The sequence below is a fragment of the Limnomicrobium aquaticum genome (genome assembly GCF_040545545.1).
In the GTDB taxonomy this organism is placed as follows: domain Bacteria; phylum Pseudomonadota; class Alphaproteobacteria; order Rhizobiales; family Rhizobiaceae; genus Ensifer_A; species Ensifer_A aquaticum.
This window is the reverse complement of record NZ_JBEPMB010000008.1, coordinates 155283-177160: the sequence shown is the minus strand read 5'-3', so window position 1 is coordinate 177160 and position 21878 is coordinate 155283. Positions and strand designations below refer to the sequence as shown.

17 protein-coding genes are annotated in these 21878 nt (G+C 61.8%); 11 read left to right on the top strand and 6 right to left on the bottom strand.

Annotation, left to right across the window (positions count from 1 at the left end):
* Positions 1-214: 214 nt before the first annotated feature.
* The 4 genes from ABID16_RS19995 (at position 215) to ABID16_RS19980 (ending at position 4635) form a co-directional block, all read left to right on the top strand.
* The gene (locus ABID16_RS19995) at positions 215-2053 is read left to right on the top strand and encodes a methyl-accepting chemotaxis protein (protein WP_354558125.1); all 1839 of its coding nucleotides are present in this window, start codon (positions 215-217) and stop codon (positions 2051-2053) included.
* Positions 2054-2545 carry a chemotaxis protein CheW gene (locus ABID16_RS19990; protein WP_354558124.1) on the top strand — a complete coding sequence of 164 codons (492 nt, stop codon included), beginning with the start codon at positions 2054-2056 and terminating at the stop codon, positions 2543-2545.
* 135 nt (positions 2546-2680) lie between these two features.
* The gene (locus ABID16_RS19985) at positions 2681-3535 is read left to right on the top strand and encodes a CheR family methyltransferase (RefSeq protein WP_354558123.1); all 855 of its coding nucleotides are present in this window, start codon (positions 2681-2683) and stop codon (positions 3533-3535) included.
* Positions 3536-3540: 5 nt separating this feature from the next.
* Entirely contained in the window at positions 3541-4635 is a 1095-nt protein-coding gene (locus ABID16_RS19980; RefSeq protein WP_354558122.1) for a protein-glutamate methylesterase/protein-glutamine glutaminase, read from the top strand.
* A 76-nt stretch (positions 4636-4711) separates the two neighbouring features.
* Here the strand turns inward: ABID16_RS19980 and ABID16_RS19975 are convergent, their stop codons facing one another.
* From ABID16_RS19975 to ABID16_RS19965, 3 genes are read right to left on the bottom strand one after another with little or no spacing between them, the layout of a single operon-like run.
* Positions 4712-5371 carry a peroxiredoxin gene (locus ABID16_RS19975; RefSeq protein WP_354558121.1) on the bottom strand — a complete coding sequence of 220 codons (660 nt, stop codon included), beginning with the start codon at positions 5369-5371 and terminating at the stop codon, positions 4712-4714.
* Positions 5368-6030 (bottom strand): RBBP9/YdeN family alpha/beta hydrolase, encoded by a 663-nt coding sequence (locus ABID16_RS19970; protein ID WP_354558120.1) that lies wholly within the window; start codon positions 6028-6030, stop codon positions 5368-5370. The genes ABID16_RS19975 and ABID16_RS19970 overlap by 4 nt, the downstream gene beginning before the upstream one ends.
* 32 nt (positions 6031-6062) lie before the next feature.
* The gene (locus ABID16_RS19965) at positions 6063-6209 is read right to left on the bottom strand and encodes a hypothetical protein (RefSeq protein WP_354558119.1); all 147 of its coding nucleotides are present in this window, start codon (positions 6207-6209) and stop codon (positions 6063-6065) included.
* Positions 6210-6445: 236 nt separating this feature from the next.
* On the opposite strand from ABID16_RS19965, the gene ABID16_RS19960 reads away from it, so the two are divergent.
* From ABID16_RS19960 to ABID16_RS19945, 4 genes are all read left to right on the top strand, one after another.
* Positions 6446-11965, top strand: coding sequence for an alpha-2-macroglobulin family protein (locus ABID16_RS19960; protein ID WP_354558118.1), 5520 nt, complete (start codon positions 6446-6448; stop codon positions 11963-11965).
* 13 nt (positions 11966-11978) lie between these two features.
* The gene (pbpC, locus tag ABID16_RS19955) at positions 11979-14066 is read left to right on the top strand and encodes a penicillin-binding protein 1C (protein ID WP_354558117.1); all 2088 of its coding nucleotides are present in this window, start codon (positions 11979-11981) and stop codon (positions 14064-14066) included.
* 177 nt (positions 14067-14243) lie between these two features.
* Positions 14244-14963: an AAA family ATPase gene (locus ABID16_RS19950; RefSeq protein WP_354558116.1), complete on the top strand. Its 720-nt coding sequence runs from the start codon at positions 14244-14246 to the stop codon at positions 14961-14963.
* 342 nt (positions 14964-15305) lie between these two features.
* Positions 15306-16001 carry a fumarylacetoacetate hydrolase family protein gene (locus tag ABID16_RS19945; RefSeq protein ID WP_354558115.1) on the top strand — a complete coding sequence of 232 codons (696 nt, stop codon included), beginning with the start codon at positions 15306-15308 and terminating at the stop codon, positions 15999-16001.
* 10 nt (positions 16002-16011) lie between these two features.
* Here ABID16_RS19945 and ABID16_RS19940 read toward each other — a convergent pair whose 3' ends face one another.
* The 3 genes from ABID16_RS19940 to ABID16_RS19930 all read right to left on the bottom strand — a co-directional run bounded on the left by ABID16_RS19940 (position 16012) and on the right by ABID16_RS19930 (position 18314).
* Complete coding sequence (locus tag ABID16_RS19940; protein WP_354558114.1) at positions 16012-16773, bottom strand: amino acid ABC transporter ATP-binding protein; 762 nt, start codon at positions 16771-16773, stop codon at positions 16012-16014.
* Positions 16770-17450: an amino acid ABC transporter permease gene (locus tag ABID16_RS19935; RefSeq protein ID WP_354558113.1), complete on the bottom strand. Its 681-nt coding sequence runs from the start codon at positions 17448-17450 to the stop codon at positions 16770-16772. The genes ABID16_RS19940 and ABID16_RS19935 overlap by 4 nt, the downstream gene beginning before the upstream one ends.
* A gap of 87 nt (positions 17451-17537) precedes the next feature.
* On the bottom strand, positions 17538-18314 hold the full coding sequence (locus ABID16_RS19930; protein WP_354558112.1) for an amino acid ABC transporter substrate-binding protein: 777 nt from the start codon (positions 18312-18314) through the stop codon (positions 17538-17540).
* A gap of 315 nt (positions 18315-18629) precedes the next feature.
* Between ABID16_RS19930 and ABID16_RS19925 the strand changes: the two genes are divergently transcribed.
* The 3 genes from ABID16_RS19925 (at position 18630) to ABID16_RS19915 (ending at position 21841) form a co-directional block, all read left to right on the top strand.
* Positions 18630-19643, top strand: coding sequence for a GlxA family transcriptional regulator (locus ABID16_RS19925; RefSeq protein ID WP_354558163.1), 1014 nt, complete (start codon positions 18630-18632; stop codon positions 19641-19643).
* A 42-nt stretch (positions 19644-19685) separates the two neighbouring features.
* Positions 19686-19991, top strand: coding sequence for a hypothetical protein (locus tag ABID16_RS19920; protein ID WP_354558111.1), 306 nt, complete (start codon positions 19686-19688; stop codon positions 19989-19991).
* Positions 19992-20149: 158 nt separating this feature from the next.
* On the top strand, positions 20150-21841 hold the full coding sequence (locus ABID16_RS19915) for an HWE histidine kinase domain-containing protein (protein WP_354558110.1): 1692 nt from the start codon (positions 20150-20152) through the stop codon (positions 21839-21841).
* Positions 21842-21878: the final 37 nt, after the last annotated feature.

Genomic DNA, 21878 nt, shown 5'->3' with positions numbered 1-21878 from the left:
CGACGACGATCACTTCCATCAGGCCGGCTGACGGCCAGCGAAAAGACGGCTCGCGATGATTGCGGGCTAGTGACATCGGGGAACGGGGGATCCCCGGTGTCAAGAAACGGGTAACCGGATAGCGGACTGGTGAGTTTATCGGTCTTCGCGAATATCAAATCGGCAAGGTCTGAAGAGACCAATTTTTTCACGCATCACACTCACGGGGGTCGATATGCGCTTTACTATCAAACTCAAGCTCGCGCTTGCATTCGGACTGATGATTTTCATGTCGGCTGCGATGTCAGGACTGGCGATCGTCAAGCTTTCGTCGCTCAACTCGGCGATTTCTATGATCGTCGATGGGCCCGCCGCAAATCTGCGCAACTCGGGCGATCTTTCGGCTGCAGTCCTGAACGCTGTGCGGATGGAAAAGAACGCCATCATCAGCACTGACGCACAGCAGATTGCTGGCTTTGTCGAACAGGTCAAAACCTACAAATCACAGGCCGTGGGTCTCGCCGACAAGATCAAGCAAATCTCCCACAACCCTGCAGTCATCGAAAGCATGAAAGAGTTTGATGCCACGTACAAGAAGTGGAACCAGCTCGATGAGGAGATTGTCAAGCTTGCATCGGAGAACACATCCGAGAGCAACAAGCAGGCCGGCGAAATCTCCATGGGAGAGGCACGCAAGGCGGCCGGCGATCTTGTAAAGGCGCTCGACAATGCCAACAGCTCGATTGCGGCCGACCTGGCCAAGACTAATGCTGAGACCGACAACGAATATGCATTTTCCCGCAATCTGTTGATCGGTGGCCTTGCGCTTCTGCTGGTTGCCTCTATCGGCATCGCGCTCTGGATCGCCCTGGGTATCAACTCCGGCCTGAAGAAAATCCAGACTGTCGCGGAAGCCGTCTCCATCGGCGACCTGAACCAGGACGTCCAGATCAAGACGAATGACGAAATCAAGGATCTGGTCGATACGATCAACGTCATGACCGGCAACCTGCGCAACACCGCGCATGTCGCCGACCAGATCGCCAATGGCGACCTGACCGTGACGCCAAAGCCGCTCTCCGACAAGGACACCTTGGGCCTCTCGCTGCAGTCAATGGTCGAGCGTCTGCGAGGCGTCGTTGGCGATGCGCTTGCCGCTTCGGACAACGTCTCCTCCGGCAGCCAGCAACTCTCGTCAGGTTCGGAACAGCTCTCGCAGGGCGCAACCGAGCAGGCATCGTCCGCCGAAGAAGCGTCCGCTTCGATGGAACAAATGGCCGCCAATATCAAGCAGAACGCTGATAACGCTGCCCAGACGGAAAAGATCGCCCGCCAGTCGTCCAAGGATGCAGAAGCCTCTGGCGAAGCCGTCAACAAGGCCGTCAGCGCCATGCGCACGATTGCCGAGAAGATCTCGATCGTCCAGGAAATCGCCCGCCAGACCGACCTGCTTGCTCTGAACGCCGCTGTCGAAGCAGCACGCGCCGGGGAACATGGTCGCGGTTTCGCGGTGGTCGCCTCGGAAGTCCGCAAGCTCGCAGAACGCAGCCAGCTCGCCGCTGCCGAAATCTCCGGTCTCTCCGGCGAAACGGTGAAGGTTGCGACCGAAGCCGGCGACATGCTCTCCAAGCTCGTTCCGGATATCCGCAAGACGGCGGAACTGGTTGCTGAAATCTCCGCCGCCTGCCGCGAGCAGGATATCGGCGCTTCTCAGATCAACGAGGCGATCCAGCAGCTCGACAAGGTGACGCAGCAGAATGCCGGCGCATCGGAAGAAATGTCGGCAACGTCTGAAGAACTCGCCGCACAGGCAGAAGAACTTCAGGCCTCCATCGCCTTCTTCAGGGTCGATAACACGGGTGGCCAGAAGACCGTTGCCCGTCACTCGATGGCACATGCCGCGCCTCACAAACCGGCCCCCGCCAAGGCCAAGGCCGTATCCAAGCCGGCACCCAGGAAGGCATCCACCGACCACAGCGTCTCCGCCCAGCAGGCGCGTGTAAAGGGCTTCGCGCTCGACATGTCGATGGGCGGCCCCGACAGCGACGACCACGATTTCAAGGAGAGTGCATAAATGGCTACGAACGCCTCTGAATCGCAATATGTAACCTTCGGCCTCGACGACGAGTGCTTTGCCGTGCCGGTCGAAGTGGTCAGGGAAATCCTTGACCATGAGGATGTATTTCGCATCCCGCACGGTCCCGACTACCTTCTGGGCCTTCGCGACGTGCGCGGCCAGGGCGTTCCGGTTATCGACTTGCGGCTGCGGCTCGGCATGTCGGGCATGGCAAAGACGACGCATACACGCGTTCTCGTCATCGACGTGCCGATTGCCGGTCGCCTCCTGACGCTCGGCCTTGTCGCCGACCGCGTCTTCGAGGTCGCCTCGTTCCAGAAAGACGCCGTCGAAGGCGCACCCGATATCGGCGTGCGCTGGTCGTCGGAATATATTTCGGGCGTAGTGCGCCGCAACGGCGGCTTCGTCGTGATCATCGATCTCGGCAGGCTGTTCACGGGCGCCGACGTCACGTCTCTGGTTGCAGGTCCGCAAGCCAGGTCGGCGTGAGCAGTTTTCGAGTGCGTCAAACAGGAAACGGCGGGCGCCGAGCGCACGCCGCCGTTTCAAGATAACTTTTGAATGCGCGGGACGTGCGTTTGCACATGGGGCGGGCCCGCGCTCTGAAACTGAAAGAGTTCAAGCGTGTCAGTCGCAGAAGCAAGAGATCAATTCGATGCGGGGGGCATCAGCCCGAAGAATTTCGAGCGTTTATCCCGTTACATTTATGACTATAGCGGCATCAAGATGCCTCCGGCCAAGAAGACGATGTTGGAAGGCCGCCTGCGTCGGCGCCTGCGGGCGACCGATATCGAAACCTTTGACGAATACTGCGACTATCTGTTCAGGCAGGACGGTCTGGAACGCGAAGCCATCCACCTGATGGATGCAGTGACCACCAACAAGACCGACTTCTTCCGTGAGCCGAAGCATTTCGAGCACATGTTCGAGAAGGCTCTTCCCACGCTTGTCGCAGACGGCCACCGGCGCCTGCGTATCTGGAGCGCTGCGGCCTCAATTGGCGCGGAAGCCTACACGATCGCCATGGTCATGGAAGAGTTTCTGCGCACGCATAACAGCCTGGACTACAATATCCTCGCGACCGACCTGTCTACCGAAGTGCTCAAGATTGCCCGACGCGGCGTCTACCCGAAAAGCATGATCACCCCTGTAGAAGGCTCACTGCGCAAGCGCTATGTCATGGAAGCGCGGGATCAGGAGCGCGACGAGGTACGCATCCATCCAAGACTGCGCTCCAAGGTCGGCTTTGCACGCCTCAACCTGATGGACGAGAAATACGAAATTGGTGACAAAACGCAGATCGTCTTCTGCCGCAATGTGCTCATCTATTTCGACAAGCCGACACAGCAGAAGGTGCTGAAGCGGCTCTGCGACAATCTCATCTCCGGCGGCTTTCTCTATGTCGGTCATTCCGAAACGATCACCGGACTTGATCTGCCGGTGAAACAAGTCGCCAACACGGTCTTCAGGAGGGTCTGACAGCCATGGCAGAGAAAAAAATACGGGTCCTTATCGTCGATGACTCCGCCAGCGTCCGGCAAGCGCTTGCCAAGGTTCTGACGGAAGAAGGCGATATCGAGATCATCGGCGCGGCTGGCGATCCGTTCATGGCCGCCAAGAAGCTCCAGGAAGACGTCCCGGACGTCATTACGCTTGATGTCGAAATGCCGAAGATGGACGGCATCACCTTCCTGCGCAAATTGATGTCACAGCACCCGATTCCGGTCGTCATGTGTTCCTCGCTGACCGAGTCTGGCTCCGAGACGCTGATGCAGGCCATGGAAGCCGGCGCGGTCGATGTGATCCTCAAGCCGAAGATCGCGGCCGCCGACTTTCTCGCCGAATCCGGTGCACGCATCCGCCAGACCATCCGAGCCGCCGCACAGGCGCGCCTCGGCGCCATGCGCAAGCGGTCGGCCACGGGCTCCATGTCCAGCGGTCCTGCCGCCAAGCTCACTGCAGACGCCGTCCTCCCCCCGCCGACAGGCCGCGCGATGGCCAAGACGACGGAAATGGTGTGCTGCATCGGGGCATCCACCGGTGGCACGGAGGCGCTGCGCGAACTGCTCGAAGTCCTGCCCGCCAACACGCCCGGCATCGTCATCGTCCAGCACATGCCGGAAAAATTCACCGCTGCTTTTGCCAAGCGACTGAACGGGCTTTGCGAAGTGGAGGTCAAGGAGGCCGAAAATGGCGATCCCGTCCTGCGCGGCCATGTCCTCATCGCGCCCGGCGACAAGCATATGCTGCTGGAACGTCAGGGCGCGCGCTATGTCGTCTCCGTCCGCGACGGTCCACTCGTCTCGCGCCACCGTCCGTCGGTCGACGTGCTCTTCCGCTCCGCCGCCCGCTCCGCCGGCTCGAACGCCATGGGCGTGATCATGACCGGCATGGGCGATGACGGCGCGCGCGGAATGCTGGAAATGCACCAGGCCGGCGCCTTCAACATCGCGCAGGACGAGGCAACATCCGTTGTTTACGGCATGCCCAAGGAGGCCGTTGCCAAGGGCGGCGTCGACCGGATCGTGCCGTTGGAACAGATCGCCCGCGAAATCCTGGCAGCCGACAAGCGTCGATAATTCCAGGGTTTAGCCGAACAAGGCAGAGCGCCCGCCGGACCTTTACGGCGGGCGATTTGCTTGTTCGGTCTGAAAATCAGGCAGCCGGCTGCTTCGTCTTGCGCAGATAGGGCAGAACCGTATCGAACGAGCCGAAGCGGGCAATCGCGTCTTCGTTGGACACGGCCGCCGTGATGATCACATCGTCGCCCTGGTTCCAGTTGGCGGGTGTTGCCACCTGATGCTTGGCCGTGAGCTGGATGGAATCGATGGCGCGCAGGATTTCCGCGAAATTGCGGCCCGTCGTCATCGGATATGTCAGGATCAGCTTGATCTTCCTGTCCGGACCGATGACGAAGACCGAGCGCACGGTGGCGTTATCGGCCGGTGTGCGGCCTTCGGAGCTTTCACCCGCGCCGGCCGGCAGCATGTCATATAGCTTGGCGACCTTGAGGTCCTTGTCGCCGATCAGCGGGTAGTCGACATCAAAGCCCGTGGCAACGCGGATGTCGTTCTTCCACTTGGCGTGGCTTTCGACCGGATCGACCGAAATGCCGATGACCTTGACGCCGCGTTTGCGAAACTCGCCTTCAAGCCCGGCCATGGCGCCGAGCTCGGTGGTGCAGACCGGCGTGAAATTCTTCGGATGCGAGAACAGGACCGCCCAGCCATCGCCGATCCAGTCGTGGAAATGGATCGTCCCCTGCGTCGTCTCTGCGGTGAAGTCCGGGGCAATGTCGTTAATGCGAAGGCTCATGGTGTACTCCTCTGTTCGTTGCAGTCGCCAGTACTGGCGGCGATGCGGAAGGCTGAATAGTCTCGCAGCGCGTCATAGGACCGCGACGAGATCTCTCGTCTGGCAGGTATCTTGTCCCGATGCTGCACGCGCGCCTGCATCTGCCGGAAAAGTGCATATCCGCCGGTCCAGCGACCGTAACCGCTTTCGATGTTTATATGACCCGCCTGACCGAGAATGTGAACATCGCTGCCCCATTCCGCAGTTATCTGCGTCAAATTTTCAAACGGCATGTAGACATCGTTAAGGCTGCCGACAACCACCGACGGAAAAGGAAGCCTGCATGCCTGCGATGCCTGAACCGCCCCGAGATTGTCCGCATGCCGTTTCCGGGTCGCGGCAATGTCGCAGGGCGCGACCAGCATGGCCCCCCGAACACGGCCGGCCGATGCGCGCCGCGCCAATGCCGCAGTCACATGACAACCGAAACTGTGGGCAACAATATAGGCCGGACCGTCAGCCAATTCCGCCTCCAGCCGCTCGACCCATTCGTCGAGACACGGTCGGTTCCAATCCGCCTGCTCCACAAGCCGGCTGCCCGCGATATCGTCAAGCCAACGGCGCTGCCAATGCCCCTCGCCCGAACCGAACAGGCCAGGCACGATGAGTATCTTCTCCATTCGAACCTCCCTGTCCCTTGAGTGTTCCTGTTTCAGGAAATGTGACCGCTGGCCAGCATGACGATGACGAAGCCGAAGGCCGCGGCAATCGCCGCGACTTGCGCGATCCGCTGCGGCAGCGGCAGCGCGATCATCGGCTTTCTGACCAGATAGGCATACTTTTGAGTCTCTGTCGTCATGACGGCACCTTTCCTCAGCGATGACCGATTTATAATCCAGACGATTAGTAGACTTAAGGCAGCAGATTGTGCGTCAGGCGCAGGACGAGAAAAATTTTTCTCAAAGCTAAGGCCCGCTCTCGTTCCGTCGGGAACCGCGAAGGCTGGCTCCCGACCGTCAAGAATCGTTGTGTTGACAAAGCTCCCAAGAGGCTCAAGAGTGCCCCACGCAGACGGGCTGCATGAGGGGGAAAATCATGTCACAGCGCACGTTTACCAACATTTTCGCTATTCTTTTCATTGCCTTGCTGAACTTTAGCGGCGTTGCAAGCGCCGCCGATGCCAAGCGGCAGGTCGTCACGACCAAGGACAGCGACTATTTCGGCTTCGACCTGCGCACCGTGCAGAACGTGACGCTCGACCAGTGCAGCGCCGCCTGCATTGGCGACAAGTCCTGCCGCGCCTTCACCTATAACCCCAAGGTGAAATGGTGCTTCCTGAAATCCGACTTCAATCAGATGAACCCCTTCCCCGGCGCCATCGCCGGAAAGGTGGTCGAAATCTCTGCCGTAACGGAACCCGATATTGGAGCGGCCCCCGCGCTCGCCTTCCTCTCCGACACATTCGTCCAATCCGCCGCCGATCTGCGCAACGGTCTCACCGTCTCTGCCGAATTGAAGGACCAAGGCCTTGAGAGCGTGCTGGCGCTGGCCCGGCTTGATGCGACCTCCAACAATATTCCCCATGCGATGACTGCGTTTGAGACAGCGCTCACACTGGCGCCTGACTCCGCCGACCTCTGGATCGAAACGGCGCGCGCTGCCAACACCCAACCCAAGGACACGCAACTCGCTCTCCGCGCCGCTTATATCGCGCTCAACGGTTATCAGCTGACCCGCACCACCTCCGCCCGCGCCGACGCGCTCGCCGTTCTCGCAAAGTCGCTCGAAAACGCACAGAACTATCGTCAGGCGCTTAATGCCTACAAGGCGAGCGTAAACCTTGTCTCCTCAGCCGCGGTGCAAGCCGCCTATGCCGACCTTCGCGCCCGCAAGGGCTTTCGCGTCACCGGCGATACGCTCGACAACGACAATCCCCAGCCGCGCGCCTGCGTGCAGTTCTCCGAGAAGCTTTTGAAGAGCGGTGTCGACTACGCGAGTTTCGTGACCGTCAACGATGCCGCCGCCAAGGGTGTGGATGCCAAGGACAACCAGATTTGCGTCGAGGGTCTGGAATTCGGCCAGCATTACCGCATTTCGCTGCGCGCCGGCCTGCCCTCTTCCGTCGACGAGCCGCTTCTCGCGCAGGTCAATGTCGATGTCTACGTGAAGGACCGTACGGCCTCCGTTCACTTCACCGGCGACAATTTCGTCCTGCCCTCGACGGCACGGCGCGGTATTCCGCTCGTTTCCGTCAACGCGACCACGGCCAATCTGAAGCTCTATCGCATCGGCGACCGCAGCATCGCGCAGCTCTTGAACAATTCGCAGTTCCTGACGCAGGTCGACAAGTACAGCGCCGAGACGATCCGGGATACCAACGGCGAACTGGTCTGGCAGGGCTCCATCGACATCAAGCAGACGCTCAACAAGGACGTCATCACCAGCTTCCCCGTCGATGAGGCCGTGCCGGAGCGCAAGCCGGGCGTCTATGTGCTGACCGCCGTGGTGCCCAATAGCGGCGGGCAGGAATGGGACGCTCAGGCCACACAATGGTTTGTCGTTTCGGACATCGGCCTGACGACCTATGCCGGTACGGACGGGCTCAACGTCTTTGCCCGCGCGCTCGGCAGCGCCAAGCCCCTCGCCGGCGTCGATCTGCAATTGCTCGCTAAGAACAATGAAATCCTCGGCACGGTGAAGACCGACGCCAATGGCCGCGCCACGTTCAGCGCCGGTCTGATGCGCGGCACCGCCGGCATGACACCCGCCGTTCTCACCGCCCAGCAGAACGGCAAGGACTATGTGTTCCTGGACATGACCCGCGCCGGCTTCGACCTTTCGGATCGCGGCGTCGCAGGCCGCGTAGCGCCCGGCGCCATTGATCTCTATGCCTGGACAGAACGCGGCGTCTATCGCCCCGGAGAAACCGTCCACGCCGCAGCGCTCGCCCGCGACATTTCCGCGAAGTCCATCGACAGCCTGCCGCTCACCTTCGTCTTCCTGCGTCCAGATGGCGTGGAAGATCGCCGGATCGTCACCGAAGGCGGCAAGGCCGGCGGCTACACCGTCGATCTGCCGATCCTGACGAACGCCATGCGCGGCACCTGGACGATGAATATCTATGTCGATCCGAAGGGGGCCTCCATCGGCTCGCAGACCTTCATCGTCGACGATTTCGTGCCGGACCGCACGGAATTCGACATGAAGACCACGTCGAAGGAAATCGGCGTCGATGCCCCCGCCCATATTGAGGTCGATGGCCGCTATCTTTACGGCGCGCCAGCCGCAGGCCTCACGCTTGAAGGCGAAGTCGTGCTGAAGCCGACCCGCCTACGCGACGACTACAAGGGCTATTTCTTCGGTCTCGCCGACGAGGGCAATGGCAAGGCCGATGCGGTCGATGACGGCGAAGCCGCGGACAATGCCGGCGACAGCAATGCCCAGAACTCCAAGCTGACACTGGAAAATCTCGATCCGCTGGACGATCAGGGCAAGTCCGCCATCGACGTCGTGCTTTCGGAAATTCCCTCGACCACGCAGCTCATCAACGCCAACATCACGCTGCGCATGGTCGAAGCCGGCGGCCGCGCCGTCGAGCGCTCGCTGACCCTGCCGGTCAAGGCGGACGGTTCGCGCATCGGGATCAAGCCGGATTTCGAGGGCAATCTCGGCGAAAACGCCATGGCCGGTTTCCGGGTCATCGCCATCGATGGTAATGGCCAGAAGCAACCGATGAAGGGGCTGATCTGGAAGCTGCTGGCCGTCGAGCGGAACTATCAATGGTATCGCGACGGCAGCGCCTGGAAGTTCGAGCCGGTCATGTCTACCAAGCAGATAGCTGCCGGCGCGGTGGATGCGACACCGGAAGGCGGCGTCATCTCGGCCCCCGTCGCCTGGGGCCGCTATCGCCTTGAAGTTAGTTCTGCGGATCCGAACGGGCCGGAATCAAGCGTCGAATTCAACGCCGGCTGGTATGTCGCGGCGAAATCGACCGAGACGCCGGATGCGCTGGATATCGCGCTCGACAAGCCGAGTTACAAAATCGGCGAGTCGGCGAAGCTCAAGCTCACCTCGCGCTATGGCGGCCATGTCATGGTCATGGCGGGGTCCGAAACACTGCTGTCCGTCAATGAGGCGGACATCGCGGCCGGCGGCGGCGAAATCGCCGTGCCGGTCACGGCCGACTGGGGTGCCGGCACCTATCTGACCGCCACGCTCTTCCGCCCCGGCGACGCGCAGGACAGCCACATGCCGATGCGCGCCATCGGCGTGAAATGGGCCGCCGTCGATCCGGCCGAGCGCAAGCTCGCGATCAAGTTCGACGCGGTGCAGAAGACCCTGCCGCGCAAGCCGCTCGACATTGCTGTGCAAGTCGAAGGGGCCGGTGCGAAGGAAGAGGCTTATGTGACCATTGCCGCCGTCGATGTCGGCATTCTCAACCTCACGCGCTACCAGCCGCCCTCGCCGGATGGCTGGTATTATGGCCAGCGCATGCTGGGTCTTGAAATCCGCGACATTTATGGCCGCCTGATCGATGGTTCGCTCGGCGCGATGGGCGCGCTGCGAACCGGCGGCGATGGCGGCCAGGCGCATCTGCAGGCAAGTCCGCCGACGCAGAAGCTCGTAGCCTTCTTCTCCGGTCCGCTGAAGCTCGATGCGGATGGCAGGGCGCATGTCAGCTTCGACATCCCGCAATTCAATGGCACGGCGCGCATCATGGCGGTCGCCTGGTCGAAAACCGGCGTCGGGCATGCGACGCAGGATGTGGTCATCCGCGATCCGGTCGTCGTGACAGCGAGCCTGCCGAAATTCCTCGCCCCCGGAGACAAGGCCGATCTGAGGCTCGATCTCGCCAACACGGATGCCCCAGCCGGTGACTACACGCTATCCGTGACCGGCAATGCTTCGACCAAGCTTGACGAGGCCTCGGCCAGCAAGACGGTGCATCTCGACCCTGGTGGCAAATACAACATCACCCTGCCGCTGACCGGCGGTACGCCCGGCAATGGCACGGTCGCGATCCGGCTGGCCGGTGCTGGCGGGCTCTCGCTCGACCAGTCGGTCGAGGTTCCGGTCCGCCCCGCCCAGCTTCCCGTCACCGAACGGCGGCTGATCCCGCTGACAGCGGGCGCGAAGCTGACGGTGAATGCCGATCTGCTCGCCGACAGCGTTCTGCCGGGTGCCTCCGTCAGCATCAATGTCAGCCGCTCGAGTGCCTTTGACGTCCCCGCACTGCTGATGAGCCTCAGCCGCTATCCGTATGGCTGCGCCGAACAGACCGCATCCAGCGCATTGCCCCTGCTCTATTTCAGTGAACTGGCCGCCGCCAATGGCATCGCCAACGACGCCGAATTGCACCAGCGCGTGCAGGATGCGATCTATCGCGAACTGTTCTACCAGTCCTCCACCGGCAGTTTCGGCCTCTGGGGTCCGGGTTCGGGCGATACATGGCTCGATGCCTATGTCACCGACTTCCTGACCCGCGCCCGCGAAATGAAATTCGACGTGCCGGATCAGGCCATGGTTCAGGCTCTGGAAAACCTGCAGAATTCGCTGAGCGCCAACACCAATGTGAGCGAGCATGGCAGCGAGATCGCCTATGCGCTCTATGTTCTGGCGCGCAACAAGCGGGCCTCGATCAGCGACTTGCGCTACTACGCCGATACGCAGCTGGATCTCTTGACGAGCCCGCTTGCCAAGGCGCACCTGGCGGCGGCGCTCGCCCTCTATGGTGATGCCCAGCGTTCGCGCAACGTCTTCGTCGAAGCTTTGCAGGAAGCCCAAAAGCAGGCCGCACAACCCGTAAGTTTCTTGCGCAACGACTATGGCTCAACCTTGCGCGACGGTGCAGCCATCCTGGCGCTTGCGGCGGAAACCAGCCCGGTTCCGCCCATTGTTCCGGAACTTGCCTCGGTGGTGTCGAAGGACTGGCAGACGCGGCGCTATACGAGCACGCAGGAGCAGGCCTGGATGCTGCTTGCCGCCCGCGCGCTCCAGAATGGCGACGATGGGCTGACGTTGAACGTCAACGGCGCCACCCAGAAGGGCGCATACATGGCGACCGCCACGGGCGATGCGCTGGCCGGCCATCCGGTGACGGTCACCAACACCAGCAAGGATGCCCTGTCCGTCAACGTCACGACGGTCGCCGCCCCCGCCCAGCCGCTGCCCGCCGGCGGTGACGGCTTCACCATCGAGCGCCACTACTACACGCTGGCCGGCGAAGAGGTGAATGTCTCGCAGGCGAAGCAGAACGAGCGCTATGTCGTGGTTCTTCATGTCGTGGCGAATAACGACTGGCCGCAGCGCATTCTCGTGACCGATCTCCTGCCTGCGGGCCTCGAGATCGACAATCCGAGCATGGTCAGCAGCGCGCAGCTGACCAATTTCGACTGGCTGACGGATATCCAGCCGGCCCATGTCGAGTTTCGCTACGACCGCTTCGTCTCCGCCTTCGATCTGACCGGCGACGCTGAGCGCGATCTGACTTTTGCCTATGTCGTGCGCGCGGTGACGCCGGGCGTCTACGATCATCCGGCGGCAAGCGTCGAAGACATGTATCGTCCGCAATTCTCGGCCCGCACCGCCTTGGGCCGCATGGAAGTGATGCGCTGAGGCGGCAAAGGCCATGAGGACGCGCGCGAAGATCGGGATCGGACTGGCAGCCCTCGTCGGCATGGCAGGGCTTGCCGTGATGGGTCTGTTCGCCGCCGACCGCGCCTTTCCGCCGCCGCTTGAAAGCGCGCGGGTCGTGTCGCGAGAGGTGCGCGATGCCGACAATCAGTTGCTGCGCGCGTTCGCCACCCCGGAGGGCCGCTGGCGGCTGAAGACAACGGTCGCCGATGTCGATCCGCAATTCGTCCGCATGCTGATCGCCTATGAGGATCGACGTTTCTACGAGCATAGGGGCATCGATCCGCTCGCCTTCGGCCGCGCCTTTATTCAGCTGATCACCCATGGCCGCATTGTCTCGGGCGGCTCGACGCTCACCATGCAGGTCGCCCGCCTGATAGAGCCGCGGTCTGAACGCTCCGTTCCGGCCAAGCTCCTGCAGATGTTCCGCGCTTTCCAGATCGAGCGCCGGCTGAGCAAGACGGAGATCCTCAACCTCTATCTCACCCACGCCCCCTATGGTGGCAATCTCGAGGGCGTGCGGGCGGCAAGCCTTGCCTATTTCGGCCGCGAACCCTCTCGGCTCGATGTCGCGCAGACCGCACTTCTCGTCGCGCTGCCGCAGCTCCCGGAAAAGCGACGGCCGGATCGCAATGCTGAAGCCGCCACCAAGGTGCGCGCCCGTGTGCTGAACCGCGCCGCCGTTGCCGCCGTCGTTGGCGAAGGCGAGGCCGAGCGCGCAAGCCTGCAACCTGTTCCCACGGCGCGCCGGCAATTGCCGGCCTATGCCGCCCACCTCGCCGAACTTGCCGTGCGAAAACAGCCGGGCGCGACGGAGCACAAGACAACGCTGAAACGCGATATCCAGGCGGGTCTCGAATCCGCCGCCGCCAGCGCAGCCCAACGGCTTGGGCCAAAGGTGTCCGTGGCCATCGTCATGGCCGATATCCGCACCGGGGCCATCGTCGGAGAAGTCGGCTCGGCAGGTTATTTCGATTCCGCCCGCGCCGGCTGGGTGGACATGACCCGCGTCTTGCGCTCGCCCGGCTCGACGCTCAAGCCCTTCATCTACGGCCTCGCCTTCGAACAAGGTTATGTGGCGCAGCAGACGATCATCGAGGATCGGCCGGCCGATTTCTTCGGCTATCGGCCGCGCAATTTCGACATGTCCTATCAGGGCGATGTCAGCATACGCGAGGCCCTGCAGCTTTCCCTCAATGTCCCGGCTGTCCGGCTGCTCGACGCCGTTGGCCCGACCCGCCTGCTCGTGCGCTTCCGCCGCGCTGGCGTGAAGCCTGTGCTCCCGCCCAATGAAGCGCCGGGGCTGGCAATAGCGCTCGGCGGCATCGGCGTGACGCTGAAGGACCTCGTGCAGCTCTACGCCGGACTGGCGAGCCGTGGCCGGCTGGTGCAGATCGGCGACGGCGTGCTCGACCAGCCGGAAAAGCTCGAGGGCGAGCCGCTGATGGAACCGGTCGCCGCCTGGAACATCACCGACATCCTCTCCGACGTACTCGCACCGCGCGGCAGCCGGCAGCTCGGCATCGCCTACAAGACCGGCACCAGCTATGGCAACCGCGATGCCTGGTCGATCGGCTATGATGGCGCGCATGTGGTCGGTGTCTGGGTCGGACGGCCGGACAACGGCGCGGTTCCGGGGCTGACCGGATATCTTTCCGCCGCGCCCATCCTCTTTGACGCCTTCGTGAAATCGGGCGTCGCGATTACCCCCTTCCCGCCCGCGCCGCAAGGCGCCCGGCACATCGCGGCCGCCGATCTTCCCATGAGCCAGAAACGCTTTTCCATGACATCTTCGGGCCTTCTTGCCATGTCGGCGAAGGAACCCGCTCCGCAGATCGTCTATCCACCGGAAGGCGCGCGGGTGGATCTCGGCGTCAACGATGCCGCTGTGCAGCCGGAAGCGCTGTCGCTGAAACTGCAGGGCGGCCGCGCGCCCTTTCACTGGCTCGCCAACGGCAAGCCCCTGCCCGAGCTATCTCGCCGCCGCACCCTGCAATGGGTGCCGGAGGGCGCGGGCTATTCAACGCTGACTGTCATCGACGCCGCAGGCCGGGCGGCAAGCGTGCGGGTCTTTGTCGAGTGACCTCGGCATCAAAGCCCCCGGTTTTTCGAATTCCTATTGAAATTCCCGCTTCGGCGCAGCTTTCGCGGCCCGACTTTACGGGCTGTTAACCATAAATTGCGCAACACTTGGACATGTTCAACGCAGCCGATTTCAATCGCATGCGGGGCAGCACGAAGACGCACAGCGGGGGCAGTCATGGCCATCATTACATTCGCGAATACCAAGGGCGGAGCCGGCAAGACGACGGCGGTCGCGATCGTTGCTTGCGAACTCATCCGCATGGGCTTTTCGGTAAAAGTGCTCGATGCCGACCCGCAGCTCTGGTTCAGCAAGTGGCATGAGAAGCTGGGAACGAATGCGCCGAAGCGGCTCTCGGTCATCTCCTATGTGACCGCGGCAGGCCTCAACGCCCATATCGAACGTGCCAGGGAAGAAGTCGATTTCGTTCTGCTTGACTTGCCCGGCGCGCGCAGCCCGCTGCTCGCACAAGCCATCGGCCAGTCGCAATATGTCATCATCCCGATCCAGGGCTCGGCCATGGATGCCGAAGGCGGCGCGAATGTCATCGAGCTGATCCAATATCTCGCCGACCGCGCCAACATGCGCATTCCGCATTCCGTCGTGCTGACCCGCATCAACCCCATGGTCACGACGCGTTCGCTGCAGACGGTCAAGGACCTGCTCTCCAAACGCCGCGTCCATGTCTTCGCGACGCCGATCATCGAACGTGCCGCCTATCGCGACGTGTTCACCTCTGGCGAGACACTTTATACGGCCGATCCCGAGCGGATTTCCAACCTCGACAAGGCGCAGGAGAATGCACAGGCGCTAGGGCTCGAAGTTTTGCGGCGCGTTCTTCCCTACACGACCAAGCCGGTGCAGCGCGAAAATGCGGCCATGCGGATGGCCGGCTGACCGAGCACGATCGTCGAGCGTTTCCGATGAAAACCGGATCACCTGAAATGCTCTATCTCTTTGTTTTTTCGCGGTCCGGACGCAAAACCGCTGACGCACTTTTGGCTCGGACGTGCTCTAGTTTGAAACCGCTACTTTCCCGTCAATGAACGATATGCTTCGGAAGATGAAACCTGCCTACTCCGAAATGCCGGCAGGGCGGGTTCTCTCGTCGTCGCGCCATGCAGGCTCGCGCTTGACACGGCAGCAGGAAGGCTGCCATCAGAATCCCCGAACGGCAGGGGTAAGCCCCCCTGACCGGAACATGCGGAACGCGTTCTGCCTATCAAGATGGAGCCTACGATGAACCTCGTCTTTGCCGCCCCCATCACGCCGACGGTTGCCGTCCATGGCACAGAAGCGCGCTTTCCCGTTCGCCGCATCTTCTGCGTCGGACGCAACTACGCAGCCCATGCGCGCGAGATGGGCAAGGACCCGGATCGCGAACCCCCGTTTTTCTTCAGCAAACCTGCCGATGCCGTCGTCGATTCAGGGACGACGATCTCCTATCCGCCGCAGACCGAGAACTTTCACTACGAGGCCGAACTTGTCGTCGCCATTGGGACGGCTGGAGCCGATATCGCAGAACACGATGCGCTCAACCACGTCTGGGGCTATGCGATCGGCAACGACCTGACACGGCGTGACCTGCAACAGGTCGCCAAGGATCTCGCTCGACCCTGGGACTTCGCAAAAGCTTTCGACCGCTCTGCCGTCATCGGTCCGGTTCATCCGGTCGCGAAGGCCGGCCACCCCGAGACTGGCTCGATCCGTCTGACGGTCAACGGTGTGGTCAAGCAGGATGCCGATCTTGCCGAGATGATCTGGTCGACCCCGGAAATCATTTCCTACCTGTCCCACTCCATTGCCCTCGCGCCCGGCGACCTGATCATGACAGGAACGCCCGCAGGCGTCGGCCCGCTCGTACCGGGCGACGTCTGCGTCATTTCAATCGCGGGTCTGGGCGAAATCTCGACGACGATCGGCCCGAAGGCCTGAGAGACGAAGGTCAAATCTCGTAGCTGTGGCCGGCATTGAGCGAGGCGATGAACTTTTTCGTCCGCTCCTGTTCGGGTGCCTGGAAGATGTGGCTTGGCGCGCCATGTTCGACAATCAGGCCGCCGTCGAGGAACAGCACCTGATCGGCCACTCGCGAGGCCAGACGCAGATCATGGGTCGCCATGATCATGGTCGTGCCTTCACGCGCGAGCCGACTCAGGACTTCCACCACTTCTTCGGCCAGTTCCGGATCGAGTGCCGACGTCGGCTCGTCGCAGAGAAGCACGCGCGGCGATGGGGCGAGCGCCCGCGCGATTGCCACGCGTTGCTGCTGCCCGCCGGAAAGCGTCGCAGGCCAGGCATCCGCCTTGTGCGCCATGCCGACCTTCTGCAACAGTTCAAGCGCGTGCGCACGCGCCTTTTCCTTTGGCCATTTCAGGACGGTGACGAGACCTTCCATGACGTTCTCAAGCGCCGTCTGATGCGGAAACAGCTGAAAGTTCTGAAACACCATGCCGGTCTGGCGCCTCAGAGGCTGGATCGCATCCCAGCCGACCTTCCTGCCCGGCTGGAACGCGAGCGACTTGTCGCCAATGCGGATCGTACCGGCGGTCGGAACCTCCAGAAGGTTGATGCAGCGAAGCAGCGTGCTCTTGCCACCACCCGACGGCCCGACAAGTGTAGTCACGGTGCCTTCCGCGAGCGTGACGCTCACATCCTTGAGCACGACGTTGTCGCCAAAGCGCTTCTCGATGTGGGAAACTTCGATCATGTGCGCGCCTCCAGGAAGCCGCCATAGCGGGCAAAGCGCTTCTCCAGCCGCATCTGCAGGAGCGAAAGGACGGAGCTCATCGCCAGATAAAGCAGCGCCGCCTCGATATAGAGGATCAGCGGTTCATAGGTGGTTGCCACGATCCGCTGCGCGGTCTGGAACAGTTCCGGCACGGTGATCGCAGCCGCCAGCGATGTGTCCTTGACCAGCGAGATGAAGGTGTTGGAAAGCGGCGGCACCGCAACGCGCGTTGCCTGCGGCAGGATCGTGCGGCGCATGGCCTGGCTCCAGCTCATGCCGATCGAATAGGCAGCCTCCCACTGACCGCGCGGAACGGAGGAGATGGCGGCGCGAATGATCTCCGACGTGTAGGCGCCGACATTGAGCGTAAAACCAATGAGTGCCGCCGGGAAGGCGGAGAGAAGGATGCCGGCACTGGGCAGACCATAGAATATGACGAAAAGCTGCACCAGAAGCGGCGTTCCGCGGATCACCCAGACATAGAAGCGCGCCGCGTCCGCTACCGGCTTCGGGCCGAACAGACGTGCGATCGCCGTGACCAGCCCGAGAGAAAGACCGAGCACGAAGGACAGAAGCGTTAGCGGCACCGTGAAGATGAGGCCGGCCCACAGAAGTGACGGGAGCGAGTCCAGCATGAGTTGAAGCCAGGAAGGCAAGGCATATACCCCTGAAACACGATCCGCCCCGGCAGGCGGAGCGGATCGGACTATAGCGTTATGGCGGTTCCGGCGAAACCGGGTGACTTACTTCGAGACGTCCTGACCGAAATACTTCTTGGAGATGGCATCATAGGTGCCGTCAGCCTTGATGTCGGCCAGCGCCTTGTTGATCGCCGCCAGCAGTTCCGGCTCGCCCTTGCGGATGATGACGCCCGAATAGTCGGCATTGGCTTCCGTGGCAACAACCTTCACCGGCGCGTCAGGCTTGTGCTTCTTGAAGTCGAAGAAGGAAAGGCTGTCATTGATGGTGGCATCGGCACGGCCGGTCAGCACGAGCTGGATCGACTGGTCGAAGCCATCAGTACCGACCAGTTCGGCGCCATTGGATTCGGCGATCTTGCCGAAATTGCTGGTCAGCGACTGCGCGGACTTCTTGCCCTTGAGATCGGCGAAGGACTTGATCTTGTCATTGTCCTGCTTGACGATCAGCACGGCCTTGGAGGCGATGTAGGGTTCCGAGAAGTCATACTTCTTCTTGCGTGCGTCGGTGATGCCGACCTGGTTGATCACGGTGTCGTAGCGCTTGGCATCGAGACCGGCGATCAGACCATCCCACTTGCCTTCGACGAATTCCGGCTTCACACCGATCTTCTTGGCAATTGCTTCGCCGATCTCCACGTCGAAGCCGACCAGCTTGCCGGACGCATCGTGGAAGGTGAAGGGCGCGTAGGTGCCTTCCGTGCCAATCTTCAGCGTGTTCGCCTTCTTGACGTCGTCAAGATTGGAGCCTGCAAAAGCGGCGCCGGCAATGGCGATCTGGGCAAAGGTCGCGGCGGCGAGAAGGGTGCGGATCAGTTTCATGAGTGTGTCCAAACTTGTTATTGCGGGACGAATTCCCGATGGAGGGGACTATCGCACGCACCGCCGCGCCGGGCTGCGTACAGGACTTCAATTTGCAGCCATAACGGCGAAGGTTTTTCGTGGTTCCATCCCATATGTGGAATATTCGCCTTCAATTTAGGCAAATGGTCATTTCGCTCGCATCGTTCAGCTGTCGGTCCTCGTTGACACTCCGTCGGTTTGAAAACAGCATGCGGCGCGGTGCGCTGTAGACTTCGATTGACAGACCGGTTGCCGAGCGGCTCCGAACCGCTCCATGGAGGCTTCATCTTGAAAATGCCGCGCAGGGAAGGACGTCAGGTCGCCACCGGCAAACGCCTGCAGGTCGGGTTCGTGCTGGCGCGGTCCTTCACCCTCTCGGCCTTCGCCCTGTTCGTCGATACGCTGAGGCTCGCAAGCGACGAAGCCGATAGATCCGGCCGTGTACTGGCCGACTGGAAAGTCCTTGGCAGCACGCGCCATCTGATCGCCTCGAGCTGCGGCGTGCAGGTCGCTCCCACATCGGATTTCGTCGATCCGTCGGAATTCGACTATATTGCCGTTGTCGGGGGATTGCTCCGAAACGACCTGGCGGTGGATGACGAGACGCTCCGGTTCCTCAAGGTCACCGCAACGAAGAAAGTGCCGCTCATTGGCATCTGCACCGGCACGTTCATTCTGGCCGAAGCAGGCCTGATGCGGGAGCACGAGACCTGCGTCAGCTGGCTTCATTACCAGACCTTCCGGGAACGCTTTCCTGATCATCCCGTGCGGGCCGACCGGCTCTACAATCTGGACAATGAACGCGGCTCATGCGCCGGCGGCAGCAGCGCAGCTGACCTTGCGGCCTCCATCGTCCGGCGCCATGTGGGGCGCGCCGCCGAGCGCAACGCGCTCGAGGTGCTGCAGATCGACAAGGCCCGCACTGCGTTCGATATCCAGCCACGTCGTCCTCTCGAAATCGAAAGCGGCGACGACCGGCTGCGGGCGGCTCTGATCCTCATGGAAAGCCATCTGGAGAAAAAGATATCGATTCCTGAGATCGCGAAATCGGTTGGTCTCTCCCGACGGCAGCTGGAACGCATCTTTATCGAAAACACCGGCAGCACTCCTGCCGCGGTCTATCAGAAGGTGCGGATGGAACGGGCAAGACAGCTGGTCATGAAGACGAAGGCACCGCTGGTCGAGATCGCGGTCGAGTTGGGCTTCGCGGACGCCTCCTATTTCGCCAAGACCTTCAAGAAGGTCTTCGGCCAATCTCCCGGTGCACTCCGCAGCAAACGCGTGGCAGCGTCGACGCTCTTGCGCTAGGCTGGATCTGTCGAACGAAGCAGCTATCGACGGGAGGAAGTCATGGAACAATCGAATACATGGCGCCACATGAACAGCGCCCCCAAGGACGGAACTCGAGTTCTGGTGACCATCCGTTCGTCAGAACAGGGTTCCGCAGAGGTCGATGTCGCCTTCTGGGCGCCCGGCGACAGGCATGGCATCGAAGGCTGGCGCGCTTCGGATTCCGTTCCCGGCAGAGTGGTCGAATATGCGGAATCCGAGCTGAAATGCTGGATGCCGATGCCCTCCGCGAGCCTCGACCGCAGTCTCGCGCCCGCGCCCTGGGACGGCGATGACATGGACGAGCTGGACGGGTCCGGAATCTGATCGCCCGGCTGCAGAGAAGCCATAAAATGGCTATGCGGAGTCTCGGCTGACGGATGCAGCCAGCGTGCCCAACGTCGCCAGGGCGGCACTCGAATTGCTGCGCGCCCCTTGTATTTTAGGAAATTGCGCTACACTCTCCGCATGATGCGGGGGGATGAATGATATCAAGGTCTTCTCTGAAATTTCGTCTATTCCTGCTTTTGCTCGTGGCGATCATACCGCTCGCGGGCGCGCTTGTTGTCGTCCCTATCACCATGAAGGCCGCGCGGATCAGGCAGATCCACGATGAGGCGTATCGGACGGGGGAACTTGCCGCCCTCGAAATCAGCCGGCTGGTCATCGGTCTCGAAGATACGCTGGCCGCCGTTTCCGCAGCCTCCGCGCTGGATGGTGATGCGACGTCCATGTGCGGCGATTATCTAGCAAGGGTCGGCAGGCAGATGCCGCAATTTGCCGGGATTGCCGTTCTCGATGCACGCGGAACGGTGCGCTGCAGGCAGAGCCCAGGCGGGGAAGGCATTTCGCTGGCGGACAGGCCCTATATTCGCGAGGCCCTTGCGGGCAGGCGGGCCGTGGGAACCTATCTCGTGGGCCGCCTGAGCGATGCGAAAATCTTGCCAATTGCCGTGCCGATCATTGACGGGGGCGGCTCGGTCAAGGGCGTCGTTGCCGGATCGCTCAATCTCACCTGGCTGCAAACCCAGATCAAGGAACGCAATTTTGCACCGGGCGGCAATCTCACGATCGCGGATCGGGACGGAGTGATCCTGGCCCGCTTTCCCGATCCAGATCGTTTCGTTGGCACCCGCATTCCGGACGAATATCAGCGTCTGGTGCGAACGGACCAGCCCGGCACGCTCGAACTGACAAGCCAGGACGGCACACGTCGCATCCTCGCCTATTTTCCGCCGGACAGACAGACGCGCAGTCTGTATGTCAGCGCGGGACTTTCGACCGAGGAAGAATTTCGCGGCGTCACGCGGGCGACCTATGTGGGCATCGTGGTTATCCTCTTCACGTGCCTTTCGGTCTTCCTTGCGGCCGCCCTCACGGCACGACGATCCATACAATTGCCAGTCAACCGATTGCTCGAGACCGTGCAATCGTGGCGCAGCCAGGATGAAACTGCGCGGACGGGCATGCGTACGGAAGACGGTGAGTTTGGCCAATTGGGCCACGCCATCGACGCCTATATGGACGAGCTGGTCTCCGCGCGCCGCCAGCGCCGACGCGACGAAGAGCGGCAAAGGCTGTTGATGGGCGAACTGGATCACCGGGTGAAGAACCTGCTGGCAACAGTCCAGTCGGTGGCCAGACAAACCTTTCGGTCCGCCGGCACCGAACCTTCCGTCATCGAGACATTCAACCGGCGACTGGCGGCCATTGCCGAGGCCCACGCCCTCCTGATGCGGGGTGTCGAACAATCTGCCTCGCTGACAGAGCTTGTGGCGGTGGCGATCAAACCATTCGACCTGCACCAGCCGTCCCGCTTTTCGGTCGAAGGGCCAGACCTGGTTCTGAACTCGCGCGCCGCACTGGCGCTGGGAATGGCGCTCCATGAATTGTGCACCAATGCGGTCAAATACGGCGCACTCAGTTCGGATATCGGCCGCGTCCGGATTGTGTGGCATCTGGAGGAGGCCATGGATCACCCCATCCTCCATCTCTCTTGGCAAGAGATGGATGGCCCGCCTGTCCGCATGCCTGACCGTCAGGGGTTCGGCAGCCTGATGATCGAGCGCATCCTGTCCTCGCAAATCGAGGGGAAAGCGGAAATCCACTTCGCCGAGGACGGCCTGGTCGCCCGACTGCGGGCGCCCCTGCCCCCGGCGGGACTGAACGTCATATAAGCGCTCCTTCCCGGCTAATACCAAGGATCATATCCGG

Bases quoted from the DNA above. Each gene is read 5' to 3' on its own strand.
- ABID16_RS19995 (WP_354558125.1), top strand. From the start codon at position 215: ATGCGCTTTACTATCAAACTCAAGCTCGCGCTTGCATTCGGACTGATG.
- ABID16_RS19990 (WP_354558124.1), top strand. From the start codon at position 2,054: ATGGCTACGAACGCCTCTGAATCGCAATATGTAACCTTCGGCCTCGAC.
- ABID16_RS19980 (WP_354558122.1), top strand. From the start codon at position 3,541: ATGGCAGAGAAAAAAATACGGGTCCTTATCGTCGATGACTCCGCCAGC.
- ABID16_RS19975 (WP_354558121.1), bottom strand. From the start codon at position 5,371: ATGAGCCTTCGCATTAACGACATTGCCCCGGACTTCACCGCAGAGACG.
- ABID16_RS19970 (WP_354558120.1), bottom strand. From the start codon at position 6,030: ATGGAGAAGATACTCATCGTGCCTGGCCTGTTCGGTTCGGGCGAGGGG.
- ABID16_RS19965 (WP_354558119.1), bottom strand. From the start codon at position 6,209: ATGACGACAGAGACTCAAAAGTATGCCTATCTGGTCAGAAAGCCGATG.
- ABID16_RS19960 (WP_354558118.1), top strand. From the start codon at position 6,446: ATGTCACAGCGCACGTTTACCAACATTTTCGCTATTCTTTTCATTGCC.
- pbpC (WP_354558117.1), top strand. From the start codon at position 11,979: ATGAGGACGCGCGCGAAGATCGGGATCGGACTGGCAGCCCTCGTCGGC.
- ABID16_RS19950 (WP_354558116.1), top strand. From the start codon at position 14,244: ATGGCCATCATTACATTCGCGAATACCAAGGGCGGAGCCGGCAAGACG.
- ABID16_RS19945 (WP_354558115.1), top strand. From the start codon at position 15,306: ATGAACCTCGTCTTTGCCGCCCCCATCACGCCGACGGTTGCCGTCCAT.
- ABID16_RS19940 (WP_354558114.1), bottom strand. From the start codon at position 16,773: ATGATCGAAGTTTCCCACATCGAGAAGCGCTTTGGCGACAACGTCGTG.
- ABID16_RS19930 (WP_354558112.1), bottom strand. From the start codon at position 18,314: ATGAAACTGATCCGCACCCTTCTCGCCGCCGCGACCTTTGCCCAGATC.
- ABID16_RS19925 (WP_354558163.1), top strand. From the start codon at position 18,630: ATGCCGCGCAGGGAAGGACGTCAGGTCGCCACCGGCAAACGCCTGCAG.
- ABID16_RS19920 (WP_354558111.1), top strand. From the start codon at position 19,686: ATGGAACAATCGAATACATGGCGCCACATGAACAGCGCCCCCAAGGAC.
- ABID16_RS19915 (WP_354558110.1), top strand. From the start codon at position 20,150: ATGATATCAAGGTCTTCTCTGAAATTTCGTCTATTCCTGCTTTTGCTC.